Annotated in this window: 20 protein-coding genes; 12 read left to right on the top strand and 8 right to left on the bottom strand. The window is 75.3% G+C overall.

Translation table 11 applies throughout. The features are described 5' to 3' along the window. Positions 1-102: 102 nt before the first annotated feature. The 3 genes from HLA93_RS19735 (at position 103) to HLA93_RS19725 (ending at position 1,859) form a co-directional block, all read left to right on the top strand. Complete coding sequence (locus HLA93_RS19735) at positions 103-984, top strand: diacylglycerol/lipid kinase family protein (protein WP_222196150.1); 882 nt, start codon at positions 103-105, stop codon at positions 982-984. A gap of 51 nt (positions 985-1,035) precedes the next feature. Next, a complete protein-coding gene (locus HLA93_RS19730; RefSeq protein WP_222196149.1) occupies positions 1,036-1,434 on the top strand; it encodes a VOC family protein in 399 nt (132 codons plus the stop codon). Positions 1,435-1,541: 107 nt separating this feature from the next. After that, positions 1,542-1,859 (top strand): STAS domain-containing protein, encoded by a 318-nt coding sequence (locus tag HLA93_RS19725; RefSeq protein ID WP_222196148.1) that lies wholly within the window; start codon positions 1,542-1,544, stop codon positions 1,857-1,859. A gap of 4 nt (positions 1,860-1,863) precedes the next feature. On the opposite strand, the gene HLA93_RS19720 is transcribed toward HLA93_RS19725, so the two are convergent. From HLA93_RS19720 to pheS, 3 genes are read right to left on the bottom strand one after another with little or no spacing between them, the layout of a single operon-like run. Beyond that, positions 1,864-2,745: an SDR family NAD(P)-dependent oxidoreductase gene (locus tag HLA93_RS19720; protein ID WP_308128255.1), complete on the bottom strand. Its 882-nt coding sequence runs from the start codon at positions 2,743-2,745 to the stop codon at positions 1,864-1,866. Beyond that, the gene (gene pheT / locus HLA93_RS19715) at positions 2,738-5,200 is read right to left on the bottom strand and encodes a phenylalanine--tRNA ligase subunit beta (RefSeq protein WP_222196147.1); all 2,463 of its coding nucleotides are present in this window, start codon (positions 5,198-5,200) and stop codon (positions 2,738-2,740) included. Before pheT ends, HLA93_RS19720 begins: the two co-directional genes overlap by 8 nt. After that, positions 5,197-6,264, bottom strand: coding sequence for a phenylalanine--tRNA ligase subunit alpha (pheS, locus tag HLA93_RS19710; protein ID WP_222196146.1), 1,068 nt, complete (start codon positions 6,262-6,264; stop codon positions 5,197-5,199). The genes pheT and pheS overlap by 4 nt, the downstream gene beginning before the upstream one ends. A 126-nt stretch (positions 6,265-6,390) precedes the next feature. On the opposite strand from pheS, the gene HLA93_RS19705 reads away from it, so the two are divergent. Continuing rightward, on the top strand, positions 6,391-8,643 hold the full coding sequence (locus HLA93_RS19705; protein ID WP_222196145.1) for a diguanylate cyclase domain-containing protein: 2,253 nt from the start codon (positions 6,391-6,393) through the stop codon (positions 8,641-8,643). 69 nt (positions 8,644-8,712) lie between these two features. Here HLA93_RS19705 and HLA93_RS19700 read toward each other — a convergent pair whose 3' ends face one another. The 5 genes from HLA93_RS19700 to HLA93_RS19680 all read right to left on the bottom strand — a co-directional run bounded on the left by HLA93_RS19700 (position 8,713) and on the right by HLA93_RS19680 (position 11,753). Next, positions 8,713-9,516 (bottom strand): TrmH family RNA methyltransferase, encoded by an 804-nt coding sequence (locus tag HLA93_RS19700; RefSeq protein WP_222196144.1) that lies wholly within the window; start codon positions 9,514-9,516, stop codon positions 8,713-8,715. Positions 9,517-9,613: 97 nt separating this feature from the next. After that, positions 9,614-10,003 (bottom strand): 50S ribosomal protein L20, encoded by a 390-nt coding sequence (gene rplT, locus HLA93_RS19695; RefSeq protein ID WP_222196143.1) that lies wholly within the window; start codon positions 10,001-10,003, stop codon positions 9,614-9,616. A 36-nt stretch (positions 10,004-10,039) separates the two neighbouring features. After that, on the bottom strand, positions 10,040-10,234 hold the full coding sequence (gene rpmI / locus HLA93_RS19690) for a 50S ribosomal protein L35 (protein ID WP_222196142.1): 195 nt from the start codon (positions 10,232-10,234) through the stop codon (positions 10,040-10,042). An 82-nt stretch (positions 10,235-10,316) separates the two neighbouring features. Continuing rightward, positions 10,317-10,898: a translation initiation factor IF-3 gene (gene infC / locus HLA93_RS19685; RefSeq protein WP_308128258.1), complete on the bottom strand. Its 582-nt coding sequence runs from the start codon at positions 10,896-10,898 to the stop codon at positions 10,317-10,319. Between the two features lie 363 nt (positions 10,899-11,261). Further along, a complete protein-coding gene (locus HLA93_RS19680) occupies positions 11,262-11,753 on the bottom strand; it encodes a PH domain-containing protein (protein ID WP_308128254.1) in 492 nt (163 codons plus the stop codon). 38 nt (positions 11,754-11,791) lie between these two features. Between HLA93_RS19680 and HLA93_RS19675 the strand changes: the two genes are divergently transcribed. From HLA93_RS19675 to HLA93_RS19640, 8 genes are all read left to right on the top strand, one after another. Next, positions 11,792-12,394 (top strand): uridine kinase, encoded by a 603-nt coding sequence (locus HLA93_RS19675; RefSeq protein WP_246627159.1) that lies wholly within the window; start codon positions 11,792-11,794, stop codon positions 12,392-12,394. A 135-nt stretch (positions 12,395-12,529) separates the two neighbouring features. Continuing rightward, positions 12,530-13,813: a uroporphyrinogen-III synthase gene (locus HLA93_RS19670; RefSeq protein WP_308128253.1), complete on the top strand. Its 1,284-nt coding sequence runs from the start codon at positions 12,530-12,532 to the stop codon at positions 13,811-13,813. Between the two features lie 236 nt (positions 13,814-14,049). Next, positions 14,050-14,499, top strand: a complete 450-nt coding sequence (gene cynS, locus HLA93_RS19665; RefSeq protein ID WP_222196141.1) for a cyanase — start codon at positions 14,050-14,052, stop codon at positions 14,497-14,499. 67 nt (positions 14,500-14,566) lie between these two features. Further along, complete coding sequence (locus HLA93_RS19660; protein ID WP_222196140.1) at positions 14,567-15,436, top strand: formate/nitrite transporter family protein; 870 nt, start codon at positions 14,567-14,569, stop codon at positions 15,434-15,436. Between the two features lie 224 nt (positions 15,437-15,660). Beyond that, positions 15,661-17,100 (top strand): MFS transporter, encoded by a 1,440-nt coding sequence (locus tag HLA93_RS19655; protein WP_222196139.1) that lies wholly within the window; start codon positions 15,661-15,663, stop codon positions 17,098-17,100. A 92-nt stretch (positions 17,101-17,192) separates the two neighbouring features. Next, positions 17,193-17,987 carry a hypothetical protein gene (locus HLA93_RS19650; protein WP_222196138.1) on the top strand — a complete coding sequence of 265 codons (795 nt, stop codon included), beginning with the start codon at positions 17,193-17,195 and terminating at the stop codon, positions 17,985-17,987. 136 nt (positions 17,988-18,123) lie between these two features. Further along, on the top strand, positions 18,124-18,624 hold the full coding sequence (locus HLA93_RS19645) for a SigE family RNA polymerase sigma factor (RefSeq protein WP_222196137.1): 501 nt from the start codon (positions 18,124-18,126) through the stop codon (positions 18,622-18,624). Then, on the top strand, positions 18,624-20,099 hold the full coding sequence (locus HLA93_RS19640; RefSeq protein WP_222196136.1) for a hypothetical protein: 1,476 nt from the start codon (positions 18,624-18,626) through the stop codon (positions 20,097-20,099). Before HLA93_RS19645 ends, HLA93_RS19640 begins: the two co-directional genes overlap by 1 nt.

The raw sequence follows: 20,099 nt of genomic DNA, 5'->3' as shown, positions 1-20,099 counted from the left end.
CAGTGACCGGGTCGTGCGTGCCACCACCGCCGGCTGGGCAGTGAGCAGCGGGCTCTCCACCCCGTCGCCCGCCGACCCGCCCACCCGCCTCCGAGGAGACCCGTGAGCCCGTTCGACCGGATCGTCATCGTCTTCAACCCGCACAGCACCGGGAACGCGGCCCGGTCGGCCGAGGACCTGCGCACCGAGCTGGTGCAGCGGCTCCCGGCCGTACCGGTGGACCTCCGCCCGACCCAGCGCGCCGGGCACGCCCGCGAGATCGCCCGGGAGGTCGCCTCCACCGGGAGCCCGCTGCTGGTCTCGGTGAGCGGCGACGGCGGCTACAACGAGGTCGTCAACGGGGTCGTCGAGGCCGGCAACGACCGGGCCGTCTGCGCCGTCCGGGCCGCCGGCAACGCCAACGACCACCGCCGGACGACGCGGGCGCACCACCTGGCCGATGCCATCGTGGCCGGGGACGTGCAGCGGATCGACCTGCTCCGGCTCACCCTCGGCAGCGGTGCCACCGCGCAGACCCGCTACGCCCACTCCTACATCGGCGTCGGGCTCACCCCCGTGGTGGCCGTCGACCTGGAGAAGGGCGGCAAGGGGTCCTGGCGGGAGCTGGTCTCGGTGGTCCGCGGGTTCTGGCGGTTCCGCCCGTTCCCGGTCCGGCTGGAGGACGGGGAGCAGCGCACGGTCGACAGCCTGCTGTTCGCCAACATCTCCCAGATGGCCAAGTACGCGACGTTGAGCGAGGGCGCCGCCCCCGACGACGGGCGCTTCGAGGTGGTCACCCAGGAGCGCACCGGCAAGCTGCGGGTGCTGGCCACCGCGGTCCGGGCGGCCACCCGTGGGCTGGGTCCGCAGCCCAGCGCCACGCACTACGCGTTCACCCCGCTGGTGCCGATGCCGCTGCAGCTGGACGGCGAGCTGGTGGAGCTGGCGGCCGACACCCCCGTCTCGGTCGACATCGCGCCCCGGGCGCTGGCCACCGTGCTCTGACCGGCCGAGCGACGGCAGATGAGTTCTGCGTCCGGCGCCGGTCTGACCGGCATGACACAGACGCAGAGCACCACGCTGACCCAGCTCGCCGTGACGATGTTCGCCGTCACCGACCAGGACGCCGCCCGGGACTTCTACACCGGGGTGCTCGGCTTCGAGGTGCGCGGTGACGAGCGCTTCGGCGCGGACGGCACGGACCGCTGGCTGGAGGTGGCCCCGCCCGGCTCGTCCGCGCGCCTGGCGCTGAACCCGCCGATGGGCGGCTCCCCCGGCGGCGGGGTCGTCGGGGTGGAGTCCACCGACGTGCTGGCCGAGCACGCCCGGCTCACGGTCCGCGGGGACGTCGACCTCGACCCCGCCCCGACCCGGGTGCCCGGCGCGCCCCTGCTGTTCGCGCTGCGCGACCCGGACGGCAACACGATCTGGGTGGTCGAGGAGCCGGCCGGCTGAGGCGTTGCCAGCCGACTGCCAGGCAGCGCCCAGCGGTTCTGTCAGCAGGGCCGGGCACAGTGCACCCCAGTCCGGCTGACCACGCCGGGAGGGGGAGGAACACCGGCATGAGCGACGTCCAGCAGCTGCCCGGCAGGATCGACCTGGTCGAGGAGGGTGGCGTCGCCGTGCTCACCCTGCGCGGCGAGGTCGACAGCTCCGTGGTCGACGCCTGGGACGCCGCCGGGCCGCGCGCGTCCGGAGCGGGAGCAGTCGACCTCTCCGCCGCGACGTTCCTGGACGGCCGCGCGCTGCGGCTGCTGGTGCGGGAGACCGAACACGCCCGCCGGGGCGGAGCGCTGCCCGAGCTCCGCCGGCCCTCCCGGACGGTCCGGCGGATGCTGGAGGTCACCGGCGCGGCACGGCTGTTCGCGGCGGTCTGCTGAGCGGTCAGCCGATCGGGTCGTCGGCTCCGTACGGGCGCAGGCGCAGCTGGCGGGCGGTGCCCTCCGGGGTGGTGGCCCGCAGCACGCCGAGGTCGTCAGCACCCGCCCGGAAGAACCGGCCGGACCACTGGTCCAGCTCGCCGGCGGCGATCGCCACGGCCAGCGCGACGACGTCCTCCGGCCGGGTCCACTCGGTGCGCCCGGCGTGCATCGCCATCGCCCGGGTCATCGCGGTGTCGATCACCCCGGGCGCCAGGTCGAACGCCCGGACCCCGTGGGCCGCGCCGGCCAGGTCGATCCCCTCGGTGATCCGCATCTGCGCGGTCTTGCCGGCCGAGTAGGCGCTGTAGACGTCGCTCCCCCGGGTGCCCAGGCCACTGGCCAGCCCGATGACCCGGCCCCCGCCGGCGGCGATCATGCCGGGGACGACGGCACGGGAGAGCAGGAACGGACCGCGCACCTGGCTCTCGACGACCTGCCACCACTGGTCCGGGTCGGCCTCCCACAGCGGCACCTCGGCGGCGTCGATCAGGCCGGCGTTGTTCACCAGCAGGGTGACCGGCCCGAGCTCCCCGGTCACCTGGGCGACGGCGTCCTGGACGGCGTCGGGGTCGGTGACGTCGGCGGCCACGGCCAGGGTGCGCGCACCGGTGGCCGCGGCGACCTCGTCCATCGCGGCGCGCAGCCGGTCGGCCGAGCGGGCCATCCCGGCCACGGTCGCGCCACGCTCGGCCAGCCCCTGCGCCAGGTACCGCCCGATCCCGGCCGAGGCCCCGGTGACCAGCGCGACGGTCCCCGACAGTTCTGTGTCCCGGTCGGCACCGGCCCCGTCCAGGGGCCCGCCCTGAGCTCGCGAAGGGTGGGGACGGGGTCCTCCATCAGCCACGGACGACCGCCCCCGTCCGCTCGGCGGCCAGTGCCGCGGCGGCGTCCCGTGCCGCGTTGGCCTCCTCGCCGGTGAGCGTGCGGTCCGGGGCGCGCAGGGTGAGCGCGTAGGCCAGCGACTTCGACCCGGCGGCGACCGAGGAGCCGGTGTAGACGTCGAAGAGCCGCAGCGACTCCAGCAGCTCCCCGGCCCCCTCCCGGACCGCCGCGTCGACGGCCGCGGCCGGCACGTCGTCGGGGACGACCAGCGCCAGGTCGACCAGCACCGGCGGGAAGGTGGAGACGTGCGGGCCGGTCTGCACCGGGGCCGGGGGCAGCCCGTCGACGTCCAGCTCCATCACGCAGGTGCGCGGCGGCAGCTCCAGCGCAGCGACCACCCGCGGGTGCAGCTCGCCGGCGTGGCCGACCACCCGGTCGCCGACCAGCAGCTGCGCGCAGCGGCCCGGGTGCCAGGGCGCCAGGTCACCGGCGCGGACGGTCAGCTCGACCCCGGCCGTAGCGGCGACCACCCGGGCCGCCTGCACGGCGTCGGCCCAGTCGACCTGGCGCCCCGGCCCCCACCAGCCGCGCGGCTCACGGTTGCCGGTCAGCGCCACGGCGACGTGCCAGGGCTGCTCCGGGACCGCGCCCAGCAGCGCGGCGAGCGTCTCGTCGTCGGGACGGCGATCGACGCCGGGCACGGGGGCGGTGCCGGTCAGCCCACCGGGGAAGACCGAGCCGTGCTCGAACAGCGCCACGTCGCGCTGGCCGCGAGCCAGGTTGCGGGCCAGCGAGGCCAGCAGCCCGGGCAGCAGCGTCGTCCGCAGCGCCGGCGCCTCCTCCGACAGCGGGTTGCGCAGGGTGATCAACGTGCGGCGCTCGTCGTCGTCCGGGATGCCCAGGTCGTCGAGCACGGTCGTGCCCAGGAACGGGTACGCCGGCGCCTCGACGTAGCCGGCCTCGGCCAGTGCGCGACCGATGCTGCGCCGGCGGCGCTGGCGCTCGGTCAGCCCACGGCCGGGGGGCACGCTGGGCAGGACCGAGGGGATCTCGTCCAGGCCCACGGACCGCACGACCTCCTCGACCAGGTCGGCCGGGTCGGTGAGGTCGCCGCGCCAGGACGGCGGGGTCACCGCCAGCCGCTCGCCGCCGGCGTCGACCGTGGCGCCCAGGGCCCGCAGCACGTCGACGACCTGGGAGACCGGGTAGTCGACACCGGCGATGCGCCCGGGAAGGGCGGCGTCCAGGGCGATGACCGGTCGGGGACCGCGGACGTCGAGGTCGACCGGCGCACCGACGACGCGTGCGCCGCCGTGCTCGACCAGCAGTGCCGCGGCGCGGGCCAGCGCGACCACGGTGACCTCGGGGTCGGTGCCGCGCTCGAAGCGCTTGGCGGCCTCACTGGGCAGCTTGTGCCGCCGGACGCCACGGGAGATGCCGGTGGGGGCCCAGTGCGCGGCCTCCAGCAGCACGCTCGTCGTCCCGTCGCCGATCTCGGTCGACGCCCCGCCCATCACCCCGGCCAGCCCGATCGGGCCGGACCCGTCGGCGATCAGCAGGTCGTCATCGGTCAGCGCGCGGTCGACGCCGTCCAGGGTGGTCAGCCGCTCCCCCGCACGGGCCAGCCGCACCTCGACCGGGCCGGTGAGCCGGTCGCGGTCGAAGGCGTGCATCGGCTGCCCGAGCTCCAGCATCACGTAGTTGGTGACGTCGACGGCCAGCGAGATGCTGCGCACGCCGCACTGGGTCAGTCGGCGGCGGAGCTCCCACGGGCTGGGTGCGGCGGGGTCCAGGCCCTCCAGGGCGACCACGGAGAACCGGTCGCAGCGCTCGGGGTCGGCGACGGTGACCTGCCAGGCCGGCTCGCCCGACCACGCCGGCGGGGTGAGCGCCGCCGGGTCACGCCAGTCGACGGCCAGCGCTGCGGCCAGGTCGCGGGCGATGCCGCGCAGGCTCATCGCGTAGCCGCGGTCGGGGGTCACCTCGAGGTCGAAGACGACGTCGTCCAGACCGAGGACGCCGGCGGCCGGCGTCCCGGGGGTGTACCCGTCGCGGCCGAGCACCAGGATGCCGGCGTGGTCCTCGCCGATGCCGAGCTCCCGGACCGAGCAGATCATCCCGTCGGAGACGTGGTCGTACGTCGTCCGGGCGGCGATGGCGAAGTCGCCGGGCAGCACCGCACCCGGGAGGGCGGCGACGACGAGGTCGCCGACGGCGAAGTTGCGGGCGCCGCAGACGATGCCGCGCGGGGACTCCTCGCCGACGTCGACCTGGCAGTACCGGATCGGCTTCTTGAAGCCGGTGAGCTCCTCGATCTCCAGCACCCGACCGACCACCAGCGGGCCGGTGGTGACCGGCGGGCGGACGACGGCGTCGACCTCCAGGCCGAGCCGGATGAAGGCGGCGTCGAGCTCCTCGACCGTGATGCCGGCCGGGAGGTCGACGAGCTCGGACAGCCAGCTGACGGGGACCTTCACTGCTCGACTCCGAACGCTGTGGTGAACCGGACGTCGCCCTCGACGATGTCGTGCATGTCGCCGACGCCGGAGCGGAACTGCAGGGCCCGCTCGATGCCCATGCCGAAGGCGAACCCGGTGTAGACCTCCGGGTCGATGCCGCAGGCGGTGAGCACCCGCGGGTTGACCATCCCGCAGCCGCCCCACTCGACCCACTGCGGGCCGTCGCGGTGCTCGGGGAACCAGACGTCGAACTCCGCCGAGGGCTCGGTGAAGGGGAAGAAGTGCGGGCGCCAGCGGGTCTGTGCATCGGCGCCGAACAGCGAGCGGGCCAGGTGGTCCAGCGTGCCGCGCAGATGGGCCATGGTCAGCCCGCGGTCGACGGCCAGGCCCTCCACCTGGTGGAACACCGGGGTGTGCGTCGCGTCCAGCTCGTCGGTGCGGTACACCCGGCCCGGAGCGACCACGTAGATCGGCGGGGTGCGCTCGAGCATCGTGCGGGCCTGGACCGGGCTGGTGTGCGTGCGCAGCACCAGGCCGGAGTCCTCGGGAGCGACGAAGAAGGTGTCGGCCAGCGACCGGGCCGGGTGGTCGGGGCCGGTGTTCAGGGCGTCGAAGTTCAGCCACTCCGCCTCGAGCTCGGGCCCGTCGGCGACCTCGTAGCCCATGGCGACGAAGACGTCGGCGATCCGGTCGGTCAGCGTGGTGAGCGGGTGCCGGGCCCCGCGGGGCGCCCGGTCCCAGGGCAGCGTTACGTCGACGCGCTCCTCGGCGAGCACCCGCTCGTCCCGCTCGGCCTCCAGCGCGGCCAGCCGCTCGGCGTACGCCTCGGTGACCGCGACGCGGGCGGCGTTCACCCGCTTGCCGGCGTCCGAGCGGGCGGCCGGTGGCAGGGCACCGAGCTCGCGGCGGGCCAGCAGCACCGGCGCCCGGTCGCCCAGGTGGGCCGGCCGGACGGCGGCGAGGGCCTCCAGGTCACCCGCCCCGGCGAACGCCTCGATCGCCGCCTGCACCGCGGCGTCGAGGGCCTCCGCGGACAGCGCGGCGACCTGCTTGGGGTCGTAGGGGTCGTTGGCGCCAGACACGGGAGGCCATTCTGCCCGCCGCACCGCCGGCAGCGCGCCCCGGTTCCGCGGCGGGGGCTCACCCCACCGGGTGGCTCCCCTCCCGAGCGACGCGTGCCGGGCCGGGGACGAGCCGATCCTCCCGGGGTGACCGCCACGCAGCAGACCATCACGACGATCGACGAGGTGCTGTCCACCGGCGCGGTGCACAGCACCTACCAGCCCATCGTCGAGCTGGACACCGGGCGCGTGGTGGCCTACGAGGCGCTCGCCCGCGGGCCGCAGGGGCCACTGCACACCCCGGACGCCCTCTTCGCCGCCGCGCGTGCCGCCGGGCGCCTCGCCGAGCTGGACCGGCTGTGCCGCTCGGCCGCGCTGCGCGGCGCGGTCGCGGCCGAGCTGCGCCCACCGCTCACGGTGTTCGTCAACGTCGAACCCGAGGTGCTGGAGTCCGCTCCGATGGACGAGCTGCTCGCCATCGCCACCACCGCGCCGGCCGGCCTGCGGGTGGTCGTGGAGATCACCGAACGGGCCCTGGCGACCCGCCCGGCCGACCTGTTGCGCGCGGTCGAGCGGGTGCGCGAGGTGGGCTGGGGCGTGGCGCTGGACGACGTCGGCGCGGAGTCGATGTCGCTGGCGTTCATGCCGCTGCTGCGCCCCGACGTGGTGAAGCTGGACCTGCGGCTGGTGCAGCAGCGTCCCGGGCCGGCGGTCGCCGAGATCATGAACGCGGTCAACGGCTATGCCGAGCGGACCGGCGCGCTGGTGCTCGCCGAGGGGATCGAGGACGAGCAGCACCTGGCCATGGCCTCGGCCCTGGGCGCGAGCCTCGGGCAGGGCTGGTACTTCGGGCGCCCCGGCCCGACCGCGGTCACCGACCGCCCCGTCGGCGCGCTCGACCTGCCCCCCGCGCAGCTGCGCACGGCCGGCGCCACCGACTCGCCGTTCGGCTGCCTGCCCGAGGGCACCCAGCTGCGCACCGCGCCCAAGGCCCTGCTGATCGAGCTGAGCAAGCACCTGGAGCGCCAGGCGATGCGGCTCGGCGAGACCTGCGTCGTCGCCGCCACGTTCCAGGAGGCCCGGCACTTCACGCCGGCCACGTCGCTGCGGTACCGCGACCTGGTCGCCCGCACCGGCTTCGTCGCCGCCCTCGGCGCGGACCTGCCCGTCGAGCCGGTGCCCGGCGTGCGCGGCGCCGACCTGGCGCCCACCGACCCGGTGCGCGGCGAGTGGGACGTCGTGGTGCTGAGCCCGCACTTCAGTGCCGCGCTGCTGGCCCGTGACCTCGGCGACGAGGGCCCCGACCGGCAGCGACGCTACGAGTACGCGCTGACCTACGACCGCCGCACCGTGGAGCGGGCCGGCGTCGCGCTGGTGGCCCGGGTCGCCGCGCAACCGGCGCCGGCCGGCCCGGTGGACGCCGACCACGGGCAGCCGGCCGCCGTCCCCGCCGTGGCCCCCGACGGCGGGACCGTCGAGGAGGTGCTGCTGCGCCGCGCCCTGGCCGCGACGACCAGCGGGGTCACCATCGCCGACATGACCGCCCCCGACCAGCCGCTGGTCTACGTGAACGCGGCGTTCGAGCAGCTCGCCGGGCTCAGCGCCGCCCAGGTGCTGGGCCGCAACTGCCGGTTCCTGCAGGGCCCGGACACCGACCCGGGGGTGGTGGCCCGGATGCGGGCGGCCGTCCGCGAGGGCGCGGAGTTCCGGGCGACGCTGCTCAACCACCGGGGCGCGGAGCGGGAGCCGTGGTGGAACGAGATCCACCTGGCGCCGGTGCTGGACGCCGGCGGCGCCGTCGTGCAGTACATCGGGGTGCAGACCGACGTCACGGCCCGGGTCACGGCCGAGCGCGAACTGCTGCAGGAGCGCGACCGCACCCGGCGTCACCTGGCCCAGATCGAGGAGCTGGCCTACACCGACCCGCTCACCGGGCTGCCGAACCGGCGCCGTTTCGAGGAGCGGATGGAGGCGGCGCTCTGGCAGGCGCGGCTGGGTGGGGACGCCGTGGCGCTGCTCTTCCTGGACCTGGACGGCTTCAAGGCGGTCAACGACGCCCGGGGGCACGCGGCCGGCGACGAGCTGCTGCAGGTGGTGGCCGACCGGCTGCGCGCCCGGCTCCGGCGCGGTGACCTGCTCGCCCGGCTCGGCGGGGACGAGTTCCTGGTGGGGCTGCCCGGCCTGGACCCGGCCACCGCAGAGGCGGAGGCCCGGCAGGTGGCCGGGCAGCTGTGCGCCGCGGTCCGGGAACCGGTGCTGCTGGGTAGTGCGCCGGTGCAGGTGTCGGCCAGCATCGGGGTCAGCGTGCACCCCGAGGACGGCGCCGAGTTCGGCCCGCTGCTGCACCGCGCCGACGCCCGGATGTACGCCGCCAAGCACCCCGCCGACGCAGCCGTGTAGTCCTGCGGTCCGGCCCCGCCGCAGGGTCCCGCCGTGAGCTTGCGAACGGTGGGGGGCAGCGGGGCCCTCCTACTGCGCGAGCTGGGTGACGTAGAGGCAGATCGAGGCGGCGACCGACAGGTTGAGGCTCTCCGCCCGGCCGCGCATCGGGATCCGCACCCGGGCGTCGGCCGCGGCGGCCAGCTGCGGGTCCAGGCCCCGGGCCTCGTTGCCGAACAGCCAGAGCACCGGCGCGGCGAGCAGCCCCTGGTCACCGGCGGCGTCCAGGGAGACCTCTCCCCCGCCGTCGGCGGCCAGCACCGTCACCCCGGCGGCCTGCACCTGCGGGACGAGCTCGGCCAGCGGCGTGCTGCGCACCACGTCGACGTGGAACAGGCTGCCGGCGCTGCTGCGCACGACCTTGCCGTGGTACGGGTCGGTGGAGCCGGCGCCGAACACCACCGCACCGGCCCCGCAGGCGTCGGCGGTGCGCAGCACCGTCCCGGCGTTGCCCGGGTCGTTCAGCTCGGCGAACGCCACCGCGAGTCGCGGCGGGTCGGCGACCAGGGTCTGCGCCGGCACGTCGCGCAGCGCGCACACGGCGACCAGCCCCTGGGGGGTGACCGTCTCCGACAGCGACGCCGCGGCCCGCTCGGTCACCAGGTGCACCGGCACCCGGGTGCCGGCCAGCAGCTCGCCGTGCGTCGCGGCGGCGGCCTCGGTGACGAACAGCTCCCGGACGGCGCCGGGGTCGGTGGCGGCCTCGGCCAGCGCCTCGCTGACCGCCTGCCGGCCCTCGGCGAGGAAGGCGCCGGCGTCGTCCCGGCCGCTGCGCCGGGTCAGCTTGCGGGCAGCGGCGACCCGCGCGGAGCGCTCGGTCAGCACATCGGGCACAGCGGTTCCTCTCCTGGGGCGACAGACGACGACGCCGTCGTGAGCAGGTCCGTGGGCCTGCTCACGACGGCGTCGTGAGGTGGTGCTGGGTGCTGCGTCAGGCGGCAGCGGCGCCGGTCGCCTCGGGGTTCGCGACGAGGGCGGCCCGGGCGGACTCGACCAGCGAGGCGAAGGTGGCGGGCTCGTTCACGGCGAGCTCGGCCAGGACACGACGGTCCAGCTCGATGCCGGCCAGCTTGAGGCCCTGCATGAAGCGGTTGTAGGTCATGTCGTTCTGCCGCGCGGCCGCGTTGATCCGGGTGATCCACAGCTTGCGGAAGTCACCCTTGCGGACCTTGCGGTCGCGGTAGTTGTAGGTGGCCGAGTGGAGGATCTGCTCCTTGGCCTTGCGGTACAGCCGCGAGCGCTGGCCGCGGTAACCGCTGGCCGCCTCGAGGGTCGTACGACGCTTCTTCTGGGCGTTGACCGCCCGCTTCACGCGTGCCACGTGAGAGCTCCGTTCTGCTCGTCAGGTAAGGGGCGGTCAGAGACCGAGGAGCTTCTTCATCCGGGGGGTGTCGGCCTTGGACAGCACCCCGGTGCCGCTGATGCGGCGCTTCCGGGACGAGGACTTGGCCTCGAACTTGTGCTGGTTGTTCTGGTGCTCGCCCACCAGCTTCCCGGTGCCCGTCACGCGGATGCGCTTGGCAGTGCCCTTGTGCGTCTTGTTCTTCGGCATCTCTGCGTCCTGTTCGTGTCTGCCCGGCGCCGCGCAGCAGTGTGCTGCGCGGCGCCCGGTGCGTCTGGGTGGTGCCGACCGCTCAGGCGGGAGGTGCCTGCTCCGCCGGTGCGTCGTTGGCGGCCTGCTTCTCCTGCTTGGCGCTCCGCCGCGCCGCGTCGGTCGCCGCCTGGTTCCGGTGCGGGGCGATCACCATGACCATGTTCCGGCCGTCCTGCTTCGGGTTGGACTCGACCACCCCGAGGTCGGCGACGTCGCCGGCGAGCCGCTGCAGCAGCTTGTAGCCCATCTCGGGGCGGGACTGCTCGCGACCGCGGAACATCACGGTGATCTTGACCTTGTCGCCGCCCTTGAGGAAGCGCTCGACGTGGCCCTTCTTGGTCTCGTAGTCGTGCGGGTCGATCTTGAGGCGCAGGCGCATCTCCTTGATGACGGTGAGCGCCTGGTTCCGCCGGGCCTCGCGGGCCTTCTGGGCGGCCTCGTACTTGAACTTGCCGTAGTCCATGAGCTTGACCACGGGCGGTCGCGCCATGGGGGCGACCTCGACCAGGTCGAGCTCGGAGTCCTGCGCCAGGCGCAGGGCCTCGTTGATCGACACGACGCCGACCTGCTCGCCCTCGGGTCCGACCAGGCGGACCTCGGGGACGCGGATGCGGTCGTTGATGCGGGGCTCGGTGATGGCCTCTCCTCTGCTGCTGCGGGGAGGAGCTCGTCAGCCCGCCCGGGCACCGACGGAAAAGGCCCCGTGAGCGGTTGCTCACGGGGCCCACTCGCCGGACGCTGCACGTCACCCGGGGCAGGGTGCTGCGCAGCGGCGGTGGCCGGACGTGCCGGTCACCGCGAACCGGGGACCTGGGCGCCTGTGACGGCGCCAGGTGGGAGCGGGCTCCTCTTTGGTCAGTGACCGGGACGGACCCGGCCACCATGTGGTTCACGCGCCTCGATGTAGCGGGGGGAGGCGAGCTCACAGTACAGCGTCCGGGTGCCCCGCGTCATTCCCGGGTGCCCGGCGCCGTCCGCGGACCCCTCAGTCGGGGTAGAGCAGGTCCGGCTCGGGGACGGCGTGCCGGGCCTGGTGGTCGGCCAGCAGCGCCCGCAACCCGCGGACGGCGGTCAGTGCCCGGGCCCCGTCGGCGGCCTGGACGGCGGAGACGGCCAGCTCGTCGCCGTTGCCCAGCAGCAACGAGGCCCACGGCGAGTGCTCGTCGAAGCGCACCGCCCGCACGGCCGCCCACGGCAGGTCGTGGTTCATGAGGACGTTGCGCACCCGGATCCCGTCGGCGTCGGCGTCGACCCGGGACCGGCCCAGCAGCAGCACCCCGGCGCCCATCGCCAGTCCGAGCCCGATCATCGCCACCTGGTCGGCGGTCTGGAAGGACACGACGCCGGTGGTCGACTCCTTGAGCAGCACCGCCACCACCGTCATCGCGAGCACGAGCCCGGCGGCCATCAGCGCGGTGATCAGCCGCAGCCGGCGCGGGACGGCGGAGACCGGGGCGGGCGCGGGGTCGGCAGGCACGTCCCCATCCTGCACGCACCCGCTGGCAGAGTGCAGGGGTGCAGGTGAGAGCGGCAGCCGGCGGCACGTTCGCAGCGCTCGCGGCCACGGTCCTCGCCTCGGCGCCGCGGCTGGGGGCGACCCGGCTGGTCTGCGTCGACGGCCCGGCCGGATCGGGCAAGACCACGTTCGGCGACCGGCTGGCCGCGGCGCTGGCGGCGCCCCTGGTCCACATGGACGACGTCTACGCGGGCTGGACGCTGGCCGGGGCGACCGACCGGCTGGCCGAGGGCGTGCTGCGGCCACTGCGCGAGGCCCGGCCCGGCGCCTACCACCGCTACGACTGGGCCCGGGAGGAGTTCGCCGACGAGCCCACGGTCGTGCCGGTCGCGCCTGCCCTGGTGGTCGAGGGCTGCGGCAGCGCCCCACGCGCGTGGGACCGGTTCACCACCCTGCGGGTCTGGGTGGAGGCACCGGCCGGGCTGCGGCTGCGCCGCGGGCTGGACCGCGACGGCGAGGCACTGCAGGCGCAGTGGCTGCGGTGGCAGGCCGAGGAGGCCGCCGTCTTCGCCGCCGAGGACACCCGGGCCCGGGCCGACCTGCGGGTCGACGGCGCACCGGCCGTCCCGGACGGGCCCGGGGCCTTCACCCGGCTGGACTGAGCGGGCACGGACGACGGACACGGACGCCGGCTCCGGGCCGGCACCGGCACGCACCCCCGCGCCCGCACCGGCTCGGGCACGACGCGTCGACCCGGCCGTCACACGGCTGGAACACCGAGGACGCACCATGGACCGGTGACCGACAGCACGCCCGACCTCCCGGTGGACAGCTCGGTCGACCCTGCCCCGGCGGGTGCCGAGCCCCAGACGACCGAGCCCCTCACGGCCGAGCCCCTCACGACCGAGCCCCAGACGACCGGGCCCCTGGCGCCCCGGCGCCAGTCGCGCGGGCCCGGCTCCGACCCGGCCGAGCCCGCCCCGGCCGTCGAGCTGCTGCCGCTGGCCGGCTACACGGTCGCGGTCACCGCCGCCCGGCGCAGCGAGGAGCTGGGCGCGCTGCTCGACCGGCGCGGCGCCCGGGTGGTCCACGCCCCGGCGATCCGGATCGTCCCGCTGTCCGACGACGCCGACCTGGTGTCGGCCACCCGGGAGGTGCTCGCCGAGCCGGTGGACCTGGTCGTCGCCACCACCGGCGTCGGCTTCCGCGGCTGGCTGGAGGCGGCCGAGGCCTGGGACCTCCCGCTGCGCGAGCACCTGCAGGGCGCCCGGGTGCTGGCCCGGGGCCCGAAGGCCCGCGGCGCCATCCGCGGAGCGGGCCTGGTGGACGCCTGGTCCCCGGAGTCGGAGAGCTCCGCGGAGGTGCTGGCGCACCTGCTGTCCGGGGCCGAGGGCCCCATCGAGGGACGACGGGTCGCCGTCCAGCTGCACGGCGACCCCCTGCCCGACCTCGTAGCGGGGTTGCGCCGGGCCGGTGCCGACGTGCTGACCGTGCCGGTCTACCGCTGGGTGCTGCCCGAGGACACCGCGCCGCTGCGCCGGCTGGTGGCGGCGATCGCCGCCCGCGGGGTCGACGCGGTCACCTTCACCAGCGCGCCGGCCGCGGCCAGCCTGCTGCAGGTGGCCGGCGAGGAGGGCGTGCGCACCGGGGTGCTGGCCGCGTTCGCCGACGCCGTGCTGCCGGTCGCCGTCGGCCCGGTGACCGCCGGCCCGCTGGAGGCGGTGGGCATCCGCGCCGTCCAGCCCGAACGCGCCCGGCTCGGCGCCCTGGCCCGCGAGGTGGTCGCCGCGCTGCCCGCCCGGCACCCGGTGCTGCAGCTGGGGCCGCACACCCTGCAGGTGCGCGGGCACGCCGCCGTCCTGGACGGGCGGCTGGTGGAGCTGCCACCCGGCCCGATGGCGGTGCTGCGGGCGCTGGCCCGCCGGCCCGGCGTGGTGGTGTCCCGGCCCGACCTGCTCACCGAGCTCTCCGGCGGCAGCGACGCGCACGCGGTGGAGATGGCGGTGACCCGGCTGCGCGCCGCACTGGGTGCGCCGGTCGTGGAGACCGTGGTCAAGCGCGGCTACCGCCTGGCCGTCTGAGGTCCGGGTCGTGGCCCTCACCGCCGCTCCCCCGGCGCGGTGAGGGGCTTGTTCCGCAGGGGTCACGCCGGCGAGCCGTGACCGACACGCCCGCTCCCTAGCGTTCCGGCAACCCCTCACCCGAGGGGTCCGGCGACCCGGGGAGCGATGCCGCTCCGACCTGCGGTCCGCCCGGGACGACGTCCCGGCGGGGCCCGACGGTGCCGGCGCGCCGCCGTCCGTGCACGAGGAGCTCGATGACCCCGATCCTGCCCAAGGCCGACGCCGCCGACCTGGTGGTCGCCGCCCGGATCCGGCGCGGACTGACCTGGGCCCAGCTCGCCGAGGAGCTCGGCGCACCGCTGGTCTGGACCACCGCCGCCCTGCTCGGCCAGCACCCGATGACCCGCGACCAGGCCGCGGCGGTGTGCCGGCTGCTGGAGCTGGACGAGGCCGTCGCGGAGAGCCTGCAGCTGCAGCCCTCCCGCGGCAGCGACCCGGCCGCGATGAGCGACCCCACCGTCTACCGGCTGCTGGAGGCGCTGTCGGTCTACGGCCCGGCGCTCAAGGAGCTCGTCCACGAGGAGTTCGGCGACGGGATCATGAGCGCGATCAACTTCAAGGTCGACATCGCGCGCCGTCCCGACCCGGACGGCGACCGGGTGGTCATCACCTTCGACGGCAAGTTCCTGGACTACCGCTGGTGACCGCGCCCCGGCCCGCCCCCGCACCGACGCCCCTCCCCTCGTTCCCCCGCCGCGAAGGAGCACGCGCATGTCGTACGTGACCCCGAAGGACTTCGTCACGAAGATGATCGACGCGGGTGAGGCCAAGGTCTTCATGGCCACCCGGGACACCCTGATCCGGGCGTTCATGGCCGGGGCGATCCTGGCGCTGGCCGCCGCGTTCGCCGTGACGGTCACCGTGCAGACCGGCCAGCCGATCGTCGGGGCCTTGCTCTTCCCGGTCGGCTTCTGCCTGCTCTACCTGCTCGGCTTCGACCTGCTCACCGGGGTGTTCACCCTCGTGCCGCTGGCGCTGTTCGACCGGCGCCGCGGGGTCACGGTGCGCGGGATGCTGCGCAACTGGGGGCTGGTCTTCATCGGCAACTTCGCCGGGGCGTTCACCGTCGCGGTGATGATGGCGGTGATCTTCACCTATGCGTTCTCTCTGCCGCCGAACGAGGTGGGGCAGGCGATCGGCTCGATCGGCGAGGGCCGCACGGTCGGGTACGCCGACCACGGCGCAGCCGGGATGCTGACCCTGTTCCTCCGCGCGGTGCTGTGCAACTGGATGGTCTCCACCGGCGTGGTCGCCGCGATGATGTCCACCTCGGTCTCCGGCAAGGTGATCGCGATGTGGATGCCCATCCTGCTGTTCTTCTACATGGGCTTCGAGCACTCGATCGTGAACATGTTCCTGTTCCCCTCCGGCCTGCTGCTCGGCGGCGACTTCTCCGTCGGTGACTACCTGGTCTGGAACGAGGTCCCCACCGTGCTCGGCAACCTGGTCGGTGGGGTCACCTTCGTCGGGCTCACCCTCTACGCCACCCACGCCCGCACCGCCGCACCCCGGACGCCGGCCCCGCTGGTCCGCGAGACGATCGTCGCCCCGGCAGACACGGCGACCGTCGGCTCGCGCTGACCCCCGCGCCGACGACCACCCCCGGGGCGGTCCTCCCCCACCACGGGAGGGCCGCCCCGTGCCCGTGCCCCCGCCGGAGGCTCACACCCGCCCCGCCGACGGGGTGCGGCACATGTTCCGCACCGGTCACGTCTCCGCGCCCGGACGGAAACGGCCCGTTCCTAGCGTCGTCCCCGGCCCGGCGGACTCCCCGCCGGCCGGCTCCGCGACCAGGGGATGACGCCATGACCGACACCCAGCTCGATCGCGCCGGCGTCGCCGTCGCACCCGCACCGCCGGCCGGCAACGGCCCGGTGACCCGGGTCGGCGGCCGCTGGATCGACCACTACGACCCCGAGGACCCCGCCTTCTGGGCGTCGCCGCAGGGCAGGCCGGTGGCCCGCCGGAACCTGGTCTGGTCGGTGTTCGCCGAGAACATCGGGTTCAGCGTCTGGCAGCTGTTCAGCATCTCCACCGCGGTGCTCGCCTCGATCGGCTACGGCTTCACCAGCAACCAGCTGTTCTGGCTGGTCTCCACCGCCGGCCTGGTCGGGGCGATCATGCGGGTGCCGTACACGTTCATGCCGGCGCTGTTCGGGGGGCGCAACTGGACGGTGGTCAGCGCGGCGCTGCTGCTGGTCCCGGTCACCCTGCTGGTGGTCGCGGCCACCACCGCCCAGCCCTACTGGTTCTGGGTGCTCACCGCGGTCACCTGCGGGTTCGGCGGCGGCAACTTCGCCTCCTCGATGGCCAACATCTCCTTCTTCTACCCGGACAAGGAGAAGGGCTTCGCCCTCGGCCTGAACGCCGCCGGCGGCAACATCGGGGTGGCGATCATCCAGCTGGTCGGCCCGCTCGCGGCCGGAGCGGGCGCGCTCGCCGTCGTCGGCGGGGTCACCGGCACCACCGAGACAGGAGCGGAGCGCTACGTCCAGAACGTGGCCCTGATCTGGGTCCCGTTCATCCTGCTGGCGGTGGCCGGCGCCTGGTTCGGCATGCACAACCTCTCCGGTGCCCGGGCCAACGTGAGCGCGCAGGCGGCCATCGCCCGCCGGAAGCAGACCTGGCTCATGTCCTTCCTCTACATCGGCGCGTTCGGCTCGTTCATCGGGTTCTCCGGCGCCTTCCCGCTGGTGCTGGCCAACGAGTTCGCCGCGAACACCTACCAGTACGCCTTCCTCGGGCCGCTGGTCGGCTCGCTGACCCGTCCGCTGGGCGGGCTGCTCGCCGACCGGGTGGGCGGGGCGCGGGTGACCGTGGTGACCTTCGTCGGCCAGGCGCTGGCCATCGGCGTGGCCATCGCCTTCGTCGAGGCCGGCAGCTTCCTCGGGTTCCTGCTCAGCTTCCTGGTGCTCTTCGCGATCGTCGGCATGACCAACGGCTCCACCTACCGGATGATCCCGATCATCTACCGGGCCGAGGCCGCCGCCGGCAGCGCCGGCGAGACCCCGGCCCAGACCATGTACCGCGCCCGGCGCGACACCGCCGCCGCGGTGGGCATCATCTCGGCGGTCGGCGCGCTGGGCGCGGTGTTCATCCCGCGGATCATCTCCGAGTCCTACAGCGCCACCGGCGGCGTGGGGACGGCGCTGGGCGCCTTCTGCGCCTTCTACGTCGCCTGCGTCGCCGTCACCTGGTTCGTCTACCTGCGCCGCGGGACGCTGATGCAGCAGGCCGGGGTCTGATCCGAGCCCGGGCGCCCGGGCCTCTGCCCCGCTGTGGTGAGGGGCCGCGGACGCCAGGTGCGTCGCCGGCCGCGCCGGGCCATGATCGCGGCGTGAGGGACTCCCTGGGCAACGAGCGCGCACCGGGCCGCGACCTGGTCGAGACCGGCGAGCTGGTCGCCGGGACGATGAGCCGCGCCGTCGCCGGCCTGCTCTTCGCCCCGGAGGACAGCCCGCTGCGGCTGGACGAGCGGATCGCCTCGTGCCTCCGCGACGCCGCCACCTCGGCCGCCGACCTGCCGCTGACCTGGGAGCGCGCCCGGGCCGGCGCGGTCCTGGCCTTCGTCGCGGAGCTGTCGGTCACCCGTTCCTCCCAGGGCCGTGCGGTGCGCGGCGACGGCTTCTTCAGCGTGAGCACCGCGTCCCGGTCGGCCGCCGAACGCCTCGTCGAGGACGTCGTCCAGGCCGCCCGGGCGACGACGGAGGAGCGGCGGGTGCGGCACCTGGGCTACCTGGTGGCCGAGGTCGTCGTCTCCCCCGACGTCGACGTCGCGCTGGCGGCGCGAGCCCTGCAGCTGGCCGAGTCGTGCAGCTGGCGGCAGCTGGTGTTCCTGGCCGCCGTCGGCCGCCGTGACCGGGCACCGCTTCCGGTGGGCGCGCTGGAGGACGAGCCGCGCAGCTGGCGGGCCTGGGGCGCCCGCGAGGACCTCACCGACCTGCAGCAGGCCGGCCTGCTCGACCCGCCGCTCGTCGCCTCCCGCCCGGGTGCGGTGCGACCGAGGCTGCGCCCCGCCGACCTGCGGCTGACCCGCCGTGGCGTGCTGGTGCACCGCCTGCTGGCGCTGGACTTCGTCCGCGAGGACTACGTCACCGCGGCGCTGGCCGACCTCGAGCTCCCGCCCGCCTGAGGAGGGACCCGCTCGCCTGCTCGCGTCGGGCCCCGCGGGAGGGCCGGTTCGTGATCGGTTCGTGACCGTCGCTGTGGGTCCGCTGGGCGTCCCACCGCGTGTATGAGGTGACGGACGGCGAGAGGGGACCCAGGGCGTGGACGGGACGGGCTTCGAGGACTTCGTGTCCCGGGAGCAACCTGCCCTGCTCCGGCTGGCGGTCCTGCTCGCCGGTGACCGCGGACATGCGGAGGACCTGGTGCAGACCGCCCTGCTGAAGACCTACCGGCACTGGGGCCGGATCACCCGCACCGGCGAGCCGACCGCGTACGTGCGGCGGGTGCTGGTCACCACCCACACCAGCTGGCGGCGCCGGCTGTCGACCACCGAGCAGGTCGTCGAGACCTTTCCCGACCGGGCCGACCCGGCGGTCACCCCCGAGGACGACGAGGAGCTGCGCGCCGCCCTCCGGTCGCTGCCGCCGCGGATGCGCACCGCCGTGGTCCTCCGCTACTACGCCGACCTCTCCGAGCGGCAGACCGCCCAGCTGATGGGCTGCTCGGAGAGCACGGTCAACACCCAGACCGCCCGAGGCCTGCAGCGGCTGCGCTCGCTGCTGGCCGCGCCGGTGCTGGCGACCACCGAGGAGCGCTCCTGATGGACGACACCGAGCTGCAGCAGCGGCTGACCCGGCTGGCCGAGAGCTCCGCTCCCCCACCGCGCGAGGGGCTGGCCGCGGCGGTCGTGGCCCGGCACCGCAGTCAGCGCCGGCAGACACTGGGGACGGCGGCGGTCGCGGCCGCGGTGGCCGGCCTCGTCGTCCTGACCTCCACCGTGCTGGACAGCGGCCCGTCGGCCGAGACGGCCACCGCCGTCGGCGCCGACGCGGCCGGCCCGGAGCCGGCGGCCGCGGCGGCCGACGTCCTGGCCGGGCCGACCCGCGGCTCGCTGGCCGGGGACCCGGCGTTCGTCGAGGCCGTGCGGCAGCTGCCCTGGACCGAGGCCGACGACCCGAACCGACCCACGGCGCTCACCGAGCCGGCGCTGGACAGCCGGCGGGTGGTCTTCGCCGGGGACGTGGCCGGGGGACGCTGGGCGCTGCTGGTCGCCGAGGACACGATGGGCTCGGAGCCGACCGGCTCCGCCTCCGGCCTGGCGGCCGCCTGGTTCAGCGGCCCGGTCGGCGCGGCAGCGGACCAGCTGCAGCCGGCCAGCCTGATCGGGGGCGTCGACCTCAGCACCCCGGTGGCGCTGACGGACGCGGCGACCGGAGCGCTGGTGGTCGTCGCCGCACCGGGTGACGAGGTCGAGCTGTCCCGACGGCCGGAGGTGGCCGCCGACGGCACGGTCAGCCGCTCCTTCGAGCCGGTGGACGCACCCGACGGGGTGGCGGTGCTGGCGCTGGACCCGGCCGCGGGCACCTACGACGAGGCGCTGCGCTACCGGGTGCTCCGGGACGGCGTCGAGCTGGTCACCGCGATGCCGACGGCGTTGCGCTCGGACTGGACCTGGTCCACCCCCGACGTGCCGATCGAGTGGCTGCGCGGGGCACCGGGCTCTGCGGGCGCCCGGTCGGTGCTGTCCGGCGGGGTCGACCACGTCCTGCAGATCACCGGGGTGCCGGCCGACGCGATCGACTTCGCCGTGGTCTGGGCCGGCGACGTCCCCCCGGTCGCCGGCCCTGCCGGCCGACTGCAGCTGCTCGCCGCGACCCTGCCGTCGGGAGCGGTCTACCTCGAGGCGCTGCTCAGCCAGGAGATGGGCGACGGCCTGACGACGGGGAGCACCTGGTGCGGCGCCGACCTCCGGCCGGCCGGCACGCCCCTGTCCGAGCAGGTGTTCCTGCTCGACTGCTCGGGCTCCTCCGGCGGCGGGGCCGAACTGGGGCGCCACCTGGTGCTGATCGGCCCGGCCACCGCCGCGAGCGCCTGGCTGGTGGACGGCTCGGGCGCCCGCGCCACCGAGGTGCCGCTCACCGACGGTGCCGCGGTGGTGCCGGCCCCTGACGGCCCGACAGCTGACGACGTGGCCGCGGCGTCGTTCCTGGCACCGGACGGCAGCTCACTGGGACGCGCCGAGCCGTTGGGCTACGACGGCCTGGAGTCCATCAGCGCCACGGCCGGGTGGGACTGA

The organism is Modestobacter italicus (assembly GCF_019799965.1).
Lineage (GTDB): Bacteria > Actinomycetota > Actinomycetes > Mycobacteriales > Geodermatophilaceae > Modestobacter > Modestobacter italicus_A.
The sequence above is the reverse complement of the archived record's forward strand: the minus strand, read 5'-3'. Positions and strand labels throughout refer to the sequence as shown.